Here is a 14,710-nt window from a genome sequence, read left to right as displayed (position 1 = left end):
AAAAGTAAATAAAAGCAGCTAAAAAGCAAACCAATAAGGCTTGCTAAGAATTGTTTTTCAAAAACTGTTCGATGAAGTCGCTATACGAATTCCATTGAGGCATGGGAATGCTTTCTTTCTCAGCACTTCTTTTGATTTCAAAATATTGATCAACCCATTCGGCATAGCCTGAATGCATATGATTTGTGACCATTTCGGCAACCAAAGGCTGACTCAAAATGAACTTCATTACTGGAACCAAGAGAAATAGGGGCAGGGATAGATATTTAGTAGGTTTATAACGATGTTTAGGAATGCCATATCGCTGACAGAGTTCTAAACCTTCTCGCCAAGCGCAAATCATCTTTCGAATTGCTTTTTTATCTTTCAAGAGTGCATCAAAAGTCCCCGTTTCTGCAACTGCACCTGCCATTACCGCCTCCTGAAGGCAGTGAACCTTCATCCAAGAAGCCAAGTCAGGCATAGCATCAATGTCTATCCCACTAGCTGTGAAGATAGGAGACAACTCTGATGTGTAAGAATCATCATCAAGTAACGTAGCTTCTTTGAAAATGATAGCTTGGATCCGACCATCACTCTTTCGCCCTCCTCCAACAGAAGAAGGAAAAGCTAACGACACTTGCTTTCTGTCCAAATAAGAAGGAATCTTGGAGTTGATATTCCAGTTATTCTGTAAGATAAGTATATGAGATTTTTCCTTTATAGCCGCCAAATGATTCAATGCCTGCTCTAGTTGCAAACTATTTACCGTTAAGAGAATCAGGTCATAGTCTTGAGCAATGCTCGTCACCAATGGTGGCTGGAAATGATGTTCTTTATAGACCTGTTCGTCTTTCCTTAAATCTTTAATAGAAAGTGTGAAGCCTTGCTCTAAAGTAGACAGCTTATGCTCTCTAACTAAGACAGTAACTTGATGTTGATTAGACAGTAACCAAGCGTATGTCAAACCGATTGTGCCAGCACCATAAACCAAAATGTTCATATTAGGCCTCTCCTGCTATTTAACAGAGCGCTTTTTCGTTTCTTTCAATAGCAGTTTAACTTCAAAGACCGTACCTCTTGGTTTGTTGTCCTTGACATAAATAGAGCCCTTGAAAGCATCGACAATCTGCTTGGCCAGAGAAAGTCCTAGACCAAAGCCACCTTTCTGACGGGTCCGAGCCTTATCCACCCGATAAAAGCGATCAAAAATCTTCTTCTTATCTTCATCTCTGATACCAGGACCATTGTCCGCCACTCGGAAAATAAGGTGACGATCTGTCGAAGTAGCCATGACACTGATTACGCCATCATCATCTGTGTACTTGATAGCATTGTCAAATAGGATGGTCATCAGCTGCTTGAGGAAAATTTGATCTGTCACAATGGGGTGCTTGATCATATTTTCTGAATGAAAGGCTTTTTTATTCTCCCTTGCGATAATGCAGTAATTAGCAAAGGTCGTATCAAAAAATTCCGGTTCGACTTCACCATATTGTGGCTTAATGCCATCATCGCGACGGGCCAGGTTGAGCAGATTGGTTGTCAGCAAGCGCATATTCCGTACTTCATCCAAGCTAGAAGCAATATTTTCACTGCTCTGCATAATTGTAGCTTCAGGCTTACGAAAAAGCGTCTCTAAGCGGCTCTGCAATACTGCCAGAGGAGTCCGTAGCTCGTGACTGGCATTTTCCACGAAAGCCTTCTGCTTCTGGATACTTTCCAGCAGAGGCTTGACACTCATACGAGCCAGATAAATACTGGCAATCAGAGAAATTCCCCAGAAGCTGACCATGACCATGGCAATCAACTGCTCATGCTTGCTGCTGGTCTGCTCCAGCTGGCTGATACTAGTCATGACCACAGCATACTTGATATCAGGATACTCATTTTTAGGATCAATATCAAAGAGATAAGCCCGATAGCTTTCTGTCTGACCAAAGCTGTTGCCAATCACAATTTCCTTGATTTGATTCAGATAGGACTTGTTAAACTCTAATGAATTAAAGTCCAGAAAGCCATCGCTCTTGCTGGTGGAAATATTTTTATAATTATCATCCAAAAGCAGAGCGAAAGTATTAGAACTGAAATTTGGCGTCGTCAAATTGTCAGGCTTAGGTTCTTCGTTTGGATCGCCATCTGGATCTTTACTGCTCTTAGGACTTTTAGTGTTGACCTTATTGCTAGGATTAGACTGCTGACCTGTCGTCCGATAGGCCAAATCTGCTACCGAACTAGGATCATTGCTCAGGTTTTTAAGATTTTCATCAACAGACGTATAAAGGCTGGAGCGCATAACCTGAATAATAATCAAGGTCATGGCTGAGAAGATTAATGTAAAGAGCCCAAAATAGCGAATGAAATAAGAGAAATCATCCGCATAAAAGGTCTTCTTGATTTTATTCAGCATCTTTTAAAATGTAGCCGACACTACGAAGAGTATGTAGGTTTTTCGCAAATGTCGTTCCTTTCAGTTTTTTACGAATTTTGGAAACGTACACTTCGACAACGGAAACAGTGGTATCACTGTCAAAGCCCCAGAGACGATCAAAAATTTGAGTCTTAGGCAAGATTACATTTTGATTTTGCAAGAAATAAACCAAGAGGTCGAACTCTTTACCAAGCAACTCTACGTCTTTACCTGCCTTCGTGGTTGAATTTGTGGATAGATTGACCGTCACATCACCGTAAGAAAGAGTATTCTCGTTGAATTTACCAGCGCGTTTCAAGAGCGCTTGGATCCGCATTTTCAGTTCTTCCAAATAGAAAGGTTTTGTCAGATAGTCGTCAGCTCCGAGCTCAAAGCCATGTCCTTTGTCATCCAAGCTTTCCTTAGCTGTCATTATGAGAACAGGTGTTGTGACTCCTTTTGCTCGGAGATCTTTCAGCACTTGGAAACCGTCCTTTTCAGGCAGCATGAGATCCAGTAAGATGAGGTCATAAACACCGCTTTCTGCTTCATATAGACCTTCTTCGCCATCAAAAACCTGCATTACATCTGCAAAATCATCTAAAAAATCAAAAACTGAGTTTGACAGTCCAAGGTCATCTTCTACCAATAGAATTTTAATCATTTTTCTTTCCTCCAATAAAACTTTCCAAGATTATGTCTTTTGGTTTTTGTTTTATTTGCTATTCTTATTATATCATGACTCGGGTCAAAATCAGTAAGTTTTTTCTACGACTGCGACGTTTTATTTTCTTTTGTCGACTTATTATTGTTCTTGTCCGATTGTTCATTTGTGTTCGTTGAAGACTTTTTATTGTTTTTCTTCCCGTTGTCATTTTGCTGAGTAGGAGAATCCTTGCTCTTGTCATTGTCAGACTGCCGGCCGTCTTGAGGCTGCATTCCTTGGTCTTGACCGTTTTGTCCTGAACCACTATCCTGCGGCGGCATTCCATTACCCGGTCCACCATTTTGACCATTCTGACCTGGTTGTGGTGGCAATCCATTTCCTGCACTCTGACCATTCTGTCCCTGCTCCGGTGCTCCAGGCATAGTAGCTGGCTGTTGAATAGCTGATTGCTGATTGTTTGTACCGTGAATAACTGTCGCAAGACCATAGCCACCCAGAAGTCCGACTGCTAGAGCACCACCCGTCGCAACCGTCAGCCACCATTTGATACTTTTTTCTACAACAATCATTTTTTCCATATCCATTAAATCTATTACCTTCTTTCTTTTGTAAATTTTTCTGACTCTTTCTTTCAAGCAAGAAGCTAATGCAGCTTACAAGTCATCCCATACACATCCTTTCACTAGAATAGCATTATCATATAGTTTTTTACTTAAACAGGACTGAATTTTTTCTTAAAAAAGGCTGAAAAATAGGGAAAATGGATTATGCAAAGTGCTTTTTCAATATACGGCTATATTTATCTAATAAAAGAAAATCAGCTAATCTTGAAGACAAAAGATTGAGTTTAGCAAACGAAAATGCCCCTCGCCCCATCAGGATGACTCTTTGATGAGACTTAATACCTTTTAGCAAAGCTAGGCAAACTTCGTCTGTAGTTGAAATCATAATCCCCATTTCTTTCCAAACAGGATGGTAAGGCTTTTCTGAGGGTGTATCCGCAGCATTGGGACAAAAATAGGTTAAATACACCTTTTTCTGCTCCTGCTTTAATTCGCGATTCATTGATTCAATAAAAGAAAAAATCCCTGCGCGACTAGCCACATCTACGCTATAGTAAGGGAAAGCGAGCCGCCCATCTGCAAAACCGCCAGAATGCACAATTGTAGCACCTTTTTCATTTGCTAATAAGGGCAGAAAAATCTTGCTAATCAGAATGGCGCCAGATAAATTGATTAACAGTGTCTGCTCTATGTCCTCAAGGGAATGCGCTGACAAAGACTTTCTTACATCAAAACCAGTTGCATTGATAACAATATCTATACATTCCGACCACTCTTGTATCTCTGATACTGCATTTTTTAGAGACTCTTCACTTGTAATATCCACTGAGCTTATTGGAATAAAAGACGAAAATTCTTGCACCAACATCTTTAACTTCTCTATATCTCTTCCTAAGAGATATAACCTACCACCTGCTTGATGAAAAGCTCGTGTATAGACTCTTCCCAAACTGCCACTTGCACCAATAATTACAACCTTTTTATTTTTAAAATAATTATCAAACATATCATTCTCCATTCTCTAGTGAGTCTTTTGTGATAAATTCAATAAAACAAGTCCGACAATAACTAGACTTATCCCTAAAAGACTTACAGCTGTTACTTTTTCGTGCCACAGCAGAATAGATAATATCGTTGTCCCTACTAGACCTATTCCAGACCAAATAGCATAAGCTAGATTTAACTGAATGCCCTTTAAAGATAGAGATAAAAAGAAAAAGCACAAGCCATAAAACGTCAAAGCAAGGCAACCGAAAAATAGTTTCGAAAAACCTTGAGATAGTTTTAAAAGACTTGTGGCGGAAATTTCAAATAGAATTGCGAGAGATAAATAAAAATAGTAAAACATTGTTTTCCTCCTAATATTCTAAATAACTAAAAAGTTAGCAGGAAAATCAATAGAACTATCCGAGAGATGAAACAAAGCAAGTCCAAAGTGTACAGGCATTTGTCAAAATCATTGATTTTATGCTCGAATCTTTGGAGATAGATAAAGCTTTTCGACCACATAGCTCATCTAATGAAATCTGGTAAAAATCGGCTAGACGAATAAGACTTGCACTATCTAGAATCGTCTTATTATTTTCCCAGTTCGAGATGGTCTGCCGAGTCGTTCCTAGTGATTCTGCAATCTGAGCTTGACTATAGCCTTTTTGCTCCCGTATAAACTTCAATTGTTTTCCTAACATTATCTTTTCCTCCTCATCATACTTATTTTTTAGTTGTTTGGCTAGATGAAATTCTTTAACATTACTGATTATTGTAGGTAAAAATTCTTTGACATGCCTATTATAACACGATTTACATTCATCTTAAAATACTTGCCTATCTAAAACACTTGATACATCTATCAAACATTTGCCCCAAAAATTCTCAGTAAAAAAGACTGCGACAAAATTGTCTCAGTCTAAATTTATCATGTTCAAAAGCGCTGGATGCAGGAGCTGCTTATTTTTTTATGAGTGTTTCTTAGAAAGACGGAAGCCGGCTGAAGCTAGCAAGGCCGCAAAGCCAAAATAAGTGAGAAGAGAGCTCGAACTGCTACCAGTTTTAGGCAATTGACCTTGTGTGGTTTGGTAGCTGACAGATAGCTGAAAGTTACTTGCTTGCTTGCTTTCAGATCTTGGATGCTGCCAAGTTCGGTTTGAAAGAGGCTCAAATTTCTGCGCTGTTTGAATAGTAATTTCTGCAGGAGGTGTCCAAACACTAACCTGATTGGACTCTATCCGGTATTGATTATTAATCAGTAAGCTGAAATGATTGGTATAGGTTCTGCCTGGATACAAGAGTCGACCGACTGCTGCCGGAGCTAGAGGCTCGGTCGCAGTATTCAAATCAACATTGTAGCGTTCAAGCAAACCTGGTGCAGCAACAAAAGTCAAAACTCTGCTGCTCGGATCATAAGAAACCTCATAACCAGGACTTTTCGCTCTAGTAGCTTCTAGATCTAATTCAAAACCTTCTGGCAGACGATTTTCCAATACGAAAGAGCGAATTGGCAAGCGATAAGCAGGCAAAGCATCCGTTACCAGATTAAGGACAGCAAAACTTCCCTGGCTAACCTCTTGTTGATGAATATTCTTCTTGGACTCATCCTCCAACTCTTCTCTGACTTTTAACTGGATAAAGAGCTGGTTATAGTGATAAGTTTGAGTCGGCGCTTGCGGACGGCTTGGCAAAGCTTGATAGCTAGGCTCAGCCGGCTTTTGAGGAAGCTCTTTATAGTTCGGCTTGTCAGACTCCTCCATCAAAGGCAGGTCACTTTCTCTGACAGGTGACTGGGGCTCAGGCTGAAGAACAGGTTCTTGAGGGAGCTGTGGTTCCTGCAGATAGCTTGGCTCCTCAGGCAGGTCCTCTAAAGCAATTTCTTCTTCATAAACAGGTGGTTTCGGGCCTTCTCCCGCGCTTGCTTCAGGATCTTTTTGAGGTTTTTCTGGTTCCTTCAAATAAGTTGGGAGCTGAGGTGCCTGTGGCAGTGGTTTTTCAATCGGTGCTTGCGGAAGAGTCAGCAAGGGCTGCTCCTTCTCATAGGTAGGCTCTTCAACTGTAGTCGGCTCTGTCAACAGAGAAGGGGAGCTAGGTTCTTCTGGCACTTCCTGATAAACTGGCTTTTGAGGTTGTAGAGGCTCAGCCAGATAAGTTGGCTCTTTCGGTAGAATTTCCAGATCTCTTTCTGGTAGAACTGCTGGCTCCTCAGGCCGATTTGGAAGAGGAAGAGGCTGAGTTTCTGTCGGCTGGTTAGGAAGTTCTTGATAGGCCGGCTGGGCTGGCTCCTCTGGCAAAGGTTGATAGACTGGCTGACTTGGAAGAGGCTGCAAGGCCTTGACATCATCATAAGCCGGTTCCTGAGGTTGAGCAACTTCTGTCGGAGCAACAGGCTTCATTGGAACACCTTTGGCTTTAATATCAGAGTTAAATACAAACCAAGCAGAACCCCGGTTTCGTGAACCAATGTCAAAGGAAATGACATCGCCTTGCGCCTTACCGACAATAGCGCCATACCAGTTATAAGGACTAGTAGGTGTATCCCACTTGTTGTGCTCAAAGCGAGAACCTTCCCGCTCAAAGTTAATTGAAATATCAGCGTGAACACTAGTATCTGGGTGAATATTAATGGCAGAACCTGTAATAGGAATATATTCACCATTAAAATTCTTAATGTATTCAATCGCAACTTTATTCGTATTTAAAGATGAGAAGCTGACAAGCGAGCCTGTCATATCAAGCCTTTCTCCAGCCTCATCGAAAAACTCCGCTTGGACATTGACCCGAGAATGGCCATAAAAATCCAAGGTCCAGACAGTCAAGGTCGGATCCTTAACTAAGAAAACTGGAAGCTTATCCTGACTCTTCGTTGATTCTTTCAGAGTATAAGTGTAGACAACTTTAGCGATTTTCTTGCCCTGAATACTGGAATTTTTGATATTAGTATAAGTAGCTACCAGAGGCACATCTTTTTGTAAAATGACTTTAGTCTGATGTTCTTTCCCTTTTAAAACACTGGTCAAAGCAGTTATTCCTTGTTGATCCATTCCCCAAGAACGAACCTCATCAGTCAGCTCATCATTCGTATAGGTTCTAATAGAGGGATCAAGCGTCAAGACAGCCTGGGGCTCAGATTTGAAAACAAAAGGCTGGCTTTCAACCTTACTGAGATAGCCTTCTTCATATTTCTTAGCTTCAGCTTCCTGCAACTCTCTCTCAAAAGTTACAAGAGCTGCATCATACTTAGTTTTGGCTGTATCATAGGCAGCTTTTGCCTTCATATATTCTTCCAACAGCTTATCATAGTCAGCTTTCAAGCGGGCATTTTTTTCCTTAATGCTTGCATTTTCCTGCTCAATCACTACGTTCTGCGCTGAAATAGCCGCAAGGTTTGCATCATAATCTTCTTTTAGTCTTTGATTTTCTGCTTCAATTCTTGCAAGATTTGCTTGGTAGGTCGCTAAGTCAGCCTGATAAGCAGCTAGTTTATTCTTATTTTCCGTCTCAATCCGAGCAGTCGCCTCCTGGTAGGTAAGCAAGGCTTTCTCATATGCTTCCCGACTTTTCTGGTTGCTTTCAGTGATTCGAGCTATATCCTGCTCATATTGAGCTAATTGATTTTTATAAAGCTCTTGTTTTTCCTGATTTTGCTGACGAATCTGGGCGTTTTCAGCTTCAATGGCAGCATTACGGGCTGTTACTTCTGCTTTTTCTGTCTCATAGGCAGTTTGCCGCTTCTTATTTTCAGCTTGGACACGCTCAAGTTCAGATTGATAGGCAGTCAAAGCTGCTTGATGATCTCTCGCTTTGGCATCATTGGCCGCCTCGATTTCAGAGCGATTCTTTTGATAAGCAGCTAATTTGCTCTCATAGTCTTTCTCTGCTGCTTGATTTTTTTGACGAATCTCAGCCAATCGCTCTTGATAAGCAGCTAAATCAGCCTGATACTGCTCCTTTAAGGCTAGATTTTTCTTCTGAATAGCTAGATTTTGCGCCTCAATCTCTTTATTCTGCTCTTGGATTTTAGCCAAGACCGTCTCATAAGATTGTTTTGCTGCTTGATTGGCTCTTTGAATGCGTTCTACTTCCTGTTGGTAAGTCGTCAATTCTGACTGATACTGCTGTTCTAGCTCGGCATTATCTTTATGAACTCTAGCCAACTCTTTCTCATAATCAGCCAAGGCAGCTTGATAAACGGCTTCTTTTTCTGCCTTAACCTGAGCCAGTCTGGATACTTCAGCTTCATACTGCTTGACTGCTTCCTGATAGCCTTTTTCAGCTGCCTGATTTCGTTCTGCAATGGCTGCATTTTCAGCTTGAGCAGCTTCATTGTGATCTGAGACCTGAGCAAGCTTTGCTTCATAGCGACGCTTTGCTTCTGCATTCTTCTCCTGAGTAGCTTTCAGCTCTGTAGCATAGCTCTCCATAGCAGTTTGGTAGGCTGTTTTTGCTTGAGCATTTTCTTGTAAAATCCGTGAACGCTCCTCTTGATAGGTTGCTAAAGCTGCTTTATAGGAGGCTTCTTTCTCTTGATTGATTTTTACTATACGGCTCAATTCTGCCTGATAAGCCGTTCGTTTCTGCTCATATTCCGCCTGAAGCTGAGCATTTTCAGCTTGAATACGGCTGGACTCTTGTTCATAGGAAGCTAAAGCCTTGTCATATTGGTCTTTCAAGGCTTGATTGGCAGACTCTTTCTGACTGAGTTCTTTCTCATAAGTCTTCAGTTGCTCTTGATAAGCTGCTGTGGTTTCACGTATTTCCTTGACTTGGGTCGCATAATCTGATTGCGCTTTCTCCCGTTTACTAGCAGCTTCTTCTGGATTTCTAGCTGTTCCTAAATCAACAGTTGGCTCCTGCTTTAGCTGAACTCCCGCTTTCTCGGCCTCTGCCACAGCTTGGTCCAAGTCTGCATGGGAAACCTCCAAGGGAAGCTTGTCTTGATTAACTGGCTCTGACTGAGCAGGGGCAGCAGTTGTCTGGGATGCTTCGGTTGGCGAAAGAGTAGCTTCAGAAAGGGCAGACTGATCTGCTGCTGAAGATACCTTTTCCTCTGCTTGAACTGATCCGGCAGCTACCAACAAAGCCGCACCCAAAACAGCTCCGCACAAGCCCTTAGAAAGGCGGCTCTTGCGGAAGCCATATACTATTTTCTTTTCCATATAAACTCCATTTCTCCTTTAAACAGTTGCCTGTTTATTTCACATACTTTTCTATTTTATCAAAGCAAAGGCATATTAGCAATGTTTAAATACTCAAAATGATAAAGAAAAAGCCTGAGATATTATCCTATCTCAGACTTTCTAGTTATTTTAATTAAATCCATTAGATTGCGGCTCGAATTGCTTTTTCCACTGCTTCTTTCTCGCGCTTCACCAGTTCAACACGCGCGGCGATTTCTTTGATTCCCATGCTGATGTTTCGGCTAATCGCCATATCGTCCAACTGCGGCTCAAAGAAGGCTTTGTATTCTGCTAATCTCTTCTCTGTCTTGAAGACCACTGCTGGACTAATGACAAAGCTATCAAAGCTCATATCGCCACCTAGCGCTGCCTTGATCCAGTCCCAATTCTCACGCGCCCAAGTCCACACTGCTTCTTGAGTAAAATCTCGGCTGAGGAAACGGGCATACCAAGCTGACAAATCCTGCGGTTTTACAGTAAATTTATCCTTCCAAGTCGCTAACAGTTCATCCAAGGTTTCCTTGTTCTTCGTATAAGAAAGTGCTGTAGAAAGAGCATTTTTGAAGCTTCCATCATTTGAAGCGACATATAGGTTCAGATAAAGCTTAGTCAGCTCCTTGCTTTCATGATGCTTGATTTGGTTGACCAATACCTGCAAACGAATAGCGGCAGGGAGTTTTTCCAAATTATCACGATAGCGTTCAAAAATCTGACTTGCTTGAGCTTTAGCTATCTCATCATCAGCCTTAATCATATTACCCACAATCAGTTGACGAACCATCTCATCCTCATCGCTTTCTCCCTCTTGTTTTTCAAAACCAAGACGGTCGAAATTACTTTGACTGAGAATTTTCAGCAAGGCTTTGTAATCTTCTTCTGTCTGACTGTCTTCATCCACAAAACGATTCAACCCTTCCAGCACTTGGGAAACAGCTGAAACTACCATATAAGAAGTTTCGTTTGCCAACTTGCTGATGACTGGTAGCAGGTCCGCATAGGAAATCTTACCTGACTCTGCCAGAAGTCGGCGCTCCTGCACGATTTGCAGTTTACTGATATTGTCCAAAGAGCTGAGATTATTCAGAAGAGCATCCAGCAACTCACCTTGATAATCGGTGATATAGTGGGCAGTATTTTCTGTATTAAGACGCAGAGCTCCTTCATTTTGCGCTGCCAAGGCTGCATAATTAGGAATTTCCAGTCTTTCTGTCGTCAGAGTATCAGGAAGTCCTTGCCAGTTGCTATTGAGCGGTACTGGCCAGAGACGGCCCTTGTCTTCGTGCTCTCCAATGAAGAACTGCTTCTGGGTCAAAATCAAGCAGTCATTTTCAACCTTAGCAGTGACAACTGGATAACCCGGTTGTTCCAACCAAGCATCCATAAAGGCAGCTACATCACGGCCAGAAGCTTGAGAAAGAGCATCCCAAAGGTCACGACCGATGGTATTTCCATACTGATGCTTCTCAAAGTAGGCGCCTAGCCCCTTACGGAAGGCATCGTCTCCCAGCCAACGGCGCAGCATGTGCATGAGACGACTACCCTTGGCATAGACAATCGCTCCATCAAAAAGAGTATTGATTTCATCAGGATGCTTGACCTCTACATGGACCGACTGGACACCATCTGTCGCGTCACGCTTGAGGGCATAAGGAGCTCCACTGGTCTGGAAATCTTCAAAAATCTTCCAGCCAGGCTCAATCGCATCAACTGAGACATACTCCATCATATTGGCAAAGCTTTCATTGAGCCAGAGGTCATCCCACCACTTCATGGTCACTAGATTTCCGAACCATTGGTGGGCTAGTTCGTGTGCAACAACCAAGGCAACTGTCTGACGGCTCAGAGCTGTTGAATTTTCATCCACCAGCAGATAAATTTCCCGATAGGTCACCAAGCCCCAGTTTTCCATAGCCCCAGCAGAAAAGTCTGGCAGAGCCACATGAAGGGACTGAGGAATAGGATACTTGACTCCGTAGTATTCTTCGTAAAATTCAATACAGCGAACCGCAATGTCCAAAGCAAACTCTAGATTGCTGGCTGGGTGGGCCTTGGTCGCATAAACTCCTACTAAAGTTCCATTCTTGGTTTTAGCAGTAATTCCTTGCATATCACCTGCAGCAAAAGCCAAGAGATAGGAAGACATACGTGGAGTCGTTTCAAACTTCCAAACGCCAGTCGCTTTGCGGTTTTCAACATCAATTTCCGGCATATTAGACAGGGCCAACTCACCCTCAGCTTGGTCAAATTTCAAAGCCAAATCAAAAGTTGCCTTAGCCTCTGGCTCATCCACACTCGGAAAGGCTTCGCGGGCAAAGTGGCTCTCAAACTGCGTAGAAATAATCTCTTTTTTCACACCATCTACCGTGTAGTAAGATGGGTAAATTCCGGTCATATTGTCCGTAATCTTACCAGTATAAGTTATTGTCACCACTACAGGACCAGCTGCTTCCAGCTCGATATAAAGAGCTTCATTGTCCTTATCAAGAGTGAAAGGACGAGCTTGGCCAGCCACCTCTACAGCTTCAACTGTCAAATCTTTTTGATGTAGGGAAATCTTACTCGTCTTAGCTTCCCCAGTAATGGTCACCTTTCCTGAAAAAGTCTTGTCGGCACGATTCAGATCCAAAAAGAGATCATAGTGCTCAGGAACAAATGTTTCAATAAAATGTTTAACTGCTTGCATCAGCTTCTCCTCATCTAGCGAACAACATGGCAAGATTACTCCGCCACCCTTGTCCGCTTATAATCTGTTATTATTGTATCATATTTAGAAGATTTCGTTGCAGAATAAATGCAAACAAAAAGACAGGTAGGACCTGTCCATAAGGTTTATGAAAATGGAAGAAAGGTCAAGAGTTCTTCTTTTCTTTCTCAAGTTCCTCTAATTTTTTATTATAGATTCGATTTTCTTCATGATAAGTTTTGTTTAGCCGTTCTTCATAACGCTGAATTTTTCTCTCGAAATTTTCTCTATTTTCTTCTATTTGTCTTAATTCATATGAGGGCACGGTATCAGGACTATTACGACAAAAAGATAATATCCATTCGCTCATTTGCTCTGAAACATTTTTAGCCTCTCGTCTCATATCTTGGTAATCCCACTCATACTCACTAACTTTCTTACGAAAGGCTATGTGATCATCATCAAGACGATCAATCTTTTTTTGAATTTCCATAAAGCCTCCTATAAGATAGGGCTGGTCAAACTAGGCTTAGGAACAGCGCCTAGTACCTCCTTGATTGAATCTGCTGCTCCACCTGTGAATGCCGCAGATAAGTCAGCAGGTACTTGAGTAGAGGCAAAAGTTTTCATAGTATCTGCTTGACTATCTAGCCAACTCTGCAAAGCTTGACTTTCTTCAAGAAGGACAGCTATTTTAGCTGAAATTAAACCACGAATAGCAATACGTTCCTGAATCTTTAAATATTCTTTTTTTATACGTTCGGCTTCAGCTCGATCTTCTGTATTTGGTTCAATCATGCTCTTCCTCCTAGCTTTTCTCGAAAATCTGGGCGCCTTTTTGATCAATCGCTACGATATTATCAGCGGCCTTGTTTAAATTACCAGCGATTTCCGTCATTTTAGTCGTATATGCACTTGCTGAGGCGAGAGTAGAGGCTTCTGTTCCGCCATTCCAAGCTTTGGATAAGGTCAGTTCAGACAAGAGATCTTCTACTTCTCCAGATGAAAGGTTGTGAGCTAATGTAAAAGATGCGTTTCTTAGTTCTGAGATGTGCGCCTCAACTTTTGATTTTGCACTTGCTAACTTATCTTTAATCTCTTGCTCATAGACCTCAGCTTGAAGCTGAGCAGTTTGAGCACTTGTACGAACGAGTTCCTCTCTTAAACTAATTGTTTTGTCACCAGAACTGGTTCTTAACGAGGCATGCAATTCATCAATGTATTCTCTATTTATAGCGATTAAATCCTGCTTAGAAGGCTCAGGAGCGAAGTCTCCATATTCCTTTAAATACTCAAGGACATAATGATCAGGATTTTTTTTTGCATAGTCTAATCCATAATTTGCGGTTGCGGCATTTATTTCGTACATTTTTGCTTTAAGTTTTGCAATCTTTTTGACTTGCTTTTCGGTCATGCCAGAGCAGAAAAGACCATTTTTTTCATACCATTCAAAATCTGGCCTATTACCTTTAATCTTTGGTAACCCAGCATTATGATGTTTTCCCTCTACAGTAAATACTTTTCCATACGGAATGATCCCTCCATGACCATCCCAACTTGTTAAATCTTTCCCTTGATCACTGTATGAATGTAAGTGTTTATTAATATATGCTAATTCTTCATCACTAATACCTCTATAGTCGGCTGTATTTTTTGTCAACGAATTCCACGCACCCCAGTCCATGAAATTTGTAATCTTTTGGACTTTCATTTCCGCAGCTACTTTAGCAACTGCTGGTCCCGCTTGACTAAATCCCGACATATTACTGATATCAACTTCTTGTCCTTTGCCAGCCATTTTTTTAGCACTAGCTAATGATTGATTATAAAATTCTCGAACGTCCTTTGTCTGTTCTGTTAATTGATTTCTTGCTATTACCGCATTGAATACTGATTCTGTAACATGGTTATTATTTTCGTTATTAGGTGATTGAGTACCAGCAACAACAATAGTAGTTTGACTGAAATCTGGATTCCCTTCCTTATCAAGAGGCGCAACAGCAATAGCTTGGGTGGTTTCGTTGACTTCGTTAATCAGTTTATATTTCTTTCCGCTCTCATCAAGTGAGAACTCATTCCCATTTTTTTCTTCTTTTATTATATTAAGAACTTCAACTTGTAATTCCTGTATGCTCTCGTCTGTTAAGGCCATTCTAAAAAGTCTCCTTTCCTAATTTCTGTATTATAGACAACTTCTGCATCAGGACTACCGTTCTCGCTTTTTTTAACATCTACGAGCTG

At 41.4% G+C, this 14,710-nt stretch carries 12 protein-coding genes; all 12 read right to left on the bottom strand.

What is annotated here, in order from left to right:
• Window positions 1-43: 43 nt before the first annotated feature.
• Window positions 44-982 carry a ketopantoate reductase family protein gene (locus K4H96_RS05195; RefSeq protein ID WP_223336747.1) on the bottom strand — a complete coding sequence of 313 codons (939 nt, stop codon included), beginning with the start codon at window positions 980-982 and terminating at the stop codon, window positions 44-46.
• A 15-nt stretch (window positions 983-997) separates the two neighbouring features.
• Window positions 998-2,389 carry a sensor histidine kinase gene (locus tag K4H96_RS05190; RefSeq protein ID WP_223336746.1) on the bottom strand — a complete coding sequence of 464 codons (1,392 nt, stop codon included), beginning with the start codon at window positions 2,387-2,389 and terminating at the stop codon, window positions 998-1,000.
• On the bottom strand, window positions 2,379-3,053 hold the full coding sequence (locus tag K4H96_RS05185; protein WP_002912240.1) for a response regulator transcription factor: 675 nt from the start codon (window positions 3,051-3,053) through the stop codon (window positions 2,379-2,381). The genes K4H96_RS05190 and K4H96_RS05185 overlap by 11 nt, the downstream gene beginning before the upstream one ends.
• A 104-nt stretch (window positions 3,054-3,157) precedes the next feature.
• Window positions 3,158-3,640, bottom strand: a complete 483-nt coding sequence (locus K4H96_RS05180) for a hypothetical protein (protein WP_032912009.1) — start codon at window positions 3,638-3,640, stop codon at window positions 3,158-3,160.
• 181 nt (window positions 3,641-3,821) lie between these two features.
• Window positions 3,822-4,637, bottom strand: coding sequence for an SDR family NAD(P)-dependent oxidoreductase (locus K4H96_RS05175; RefSeq protein WP_223336745.1), 816 nt, complete (start codon window positions 4,635-4,637; stop codon window positions 3,822-3,824).
• Between the two features lie 3 nt (window positions 4,638-4,640).
• On the bottom strand, window positions 4,641-4,967 hold the full coding sequence (locus K4H96_RS05170; RefSeq protein ID WP_002906770.1) for a DMT family transporter: 327 nt from the start codon (window positions 4,965-4,967) through the stop codon (window positions 4,641-4,643).
• Between the two features lie 55 nt (window positions 4,968-5,022).
• Window positions 5,023-5,307 carry a helix-turn-helix domain-containing protein gene (locus K4H96_RS05165; RefSeq protein ID WP_002904309.1) on the bottom strand — a complete coding sequence of 95 codons (285 nt, stop codon included), beginning with the start codon at window positions 5,305-5,307 and terminating at the stop codon, window positions 5,023-5,025.
• Between the two features lie 267 nt (window positions 5,308-5,574).
• A complete protein-coding gene (locus K4H96_RS05160) occupies window positions 5,575-9,765 on the bottom strand; it encodes a GbpC/Spa domain-containing protein (protein ID WP_223336744.1) in 4,191 nt (1,396 codons plus the stop codon).
• Between the two features lie 163 nt (window positions 9,766-9,928).
• Entirely contained in the window at window positions 9,929-12,469 is a 2,541-nt protein-coding gene (locus K4H96_RS05155) for a M1 family metallopeptidase (protein ID WP_223336743.1), read from the bottom strand.
• Between the two features lie 166 nt (window positions 12,470-12,635).
• Complete coding sequence (locus K4H96_RS05150; RefSeq protein ID WP_061592827.1) at window positions 12,636-12,962, bottom strand: hypothetical protein; 327 nt, start codon at window positions 12,960-12,962, stop codon at window positions 12,636-12,638.
• A gap of 8 nt (window positions 12,963-12,970) precedes the next feature.
• Window positions 12,971-13,267 carry a hypothetical protein gene (locus K4H96_RS05145; protein ID WP_223336742.1) on the bottom strand — a complete coding sequence of 99 codons (297 nt, stop codon included), beginning with the start codon at window positions 13,265-13,267 and terminating at the stop codon, window positions 12,971-12,973.
• 10 nt (window positions 13,268-13,277) lie between these two features.
• A complete protein-coding gene (locus K4H96_RS05140) occupies window positions 13,278-14,621 on the bottom strand; it encodes a hypothetical protein (protein ID WP_227956401.1) in 1,344 nt (447 codons plus the stop codon).
• Window positions 14,622-14,710: the final 89 nt, after the last annotated feature.

This window comes from Streptococcus sanguinis (assembly GCF_020729765.1).
GTDB lineage: Bacteria > Bacillota > Bacilli > Lactobacillales > Streptococcaceae > Streptococcus > Streptococcus sanguinis_Q.
This window is presented reverse-complemented; position numbering and strand designations above follow the sequence as displayed.

Excerpts from the sequence above, each read along its gene's own strand:
- K4H96_RS05145 (WP_223336742.1), bottom strand. The coding sequence starts at position 13,267 with ATGATTGAACCAAATACAGAAGATCGAGCTGAAGCCGAACGTATAAAA.
- K4H96_RS05165 (WP_002904309.1), bottom strand. The coding sequence starts at position 5,307 with ATGTTAGGAAAACAATTGAAGTTTATACGGGAGCAAAAAGGCTATAGT.
- K4H96_RS05150 (WP_061592827.1), bottom strand. The coding sequence starts at position 12,962 with ATGGAAATTCAAAAAAAGATTGATCGTCTTGATGATGATCACATAGCC.
- K4H96_RS05195 (WP_223336747.1), bottom strand. The coding sequence starts at position 982 with ATGAACATTTTGGTTTATGGTGCTGGCACAATCGGTTTGACATACGCT.
- K4H96_RS05185 (WP_002912240.1), bottom strand. The coding sequence starts at position 3,053 with ATGATTAAAATTCTATTGGTAGAAGATGACCTTGGACTGTCAAACTCA.
- K4H96_RS05190 (WP_223336746.1), bottom strand. The coding sequence starts at position 2,389 with ATGCTGAATAAAATCAAGAAGACCTTTTATGCGGATGATTTCTCTTAT.
- K4H96_RS05140 (WP_227956401.1), bottom strand. The coding sequence starts at position 14,621 with ATGGCCTTAACAGACGAGAGCATACAGGAATTACAAGTTGAAGTTCTT.
- K4H96_RS05155 (WP_223336743.1), bottom strand. The coding sequence starts at position 12,469 with ATGCAAGCAGTTAAACATTTTATTGAAACATTTGTTCCTGAGCACTAT.
- K4H96_RS05170 (WP_002906770.1), bottom strand. The coding sequence starts at position 4,967 with ATGTTTTACTATTTTTATTTATCTCTCGCAATTCTATTTGAAATTTCC.
- K4H96_RS05160 (WP_223336744.1), bottom strand. The coding sequence starts at position 9,765 with ATGGAAAAGAAAATAGTATATGGCTTCCGCAAGAGCCGCCTTTCTAAG.
- K4H96_RS05180 (WP_032912009.1), bottom strand. The coding sequence starts at position 3,640 with ATGGATATGGAAAAAATGATTGTTGTAGAAAAAAGTATCAAATGGTGG.
- K4H96_RS05175 (WP_223336745.1), bottom strand. The coding sequence starts at position 4,637 with ATGGAGAATGATATGTTTGATAATTATTTTAAAAATAAAAAGGTTGTA.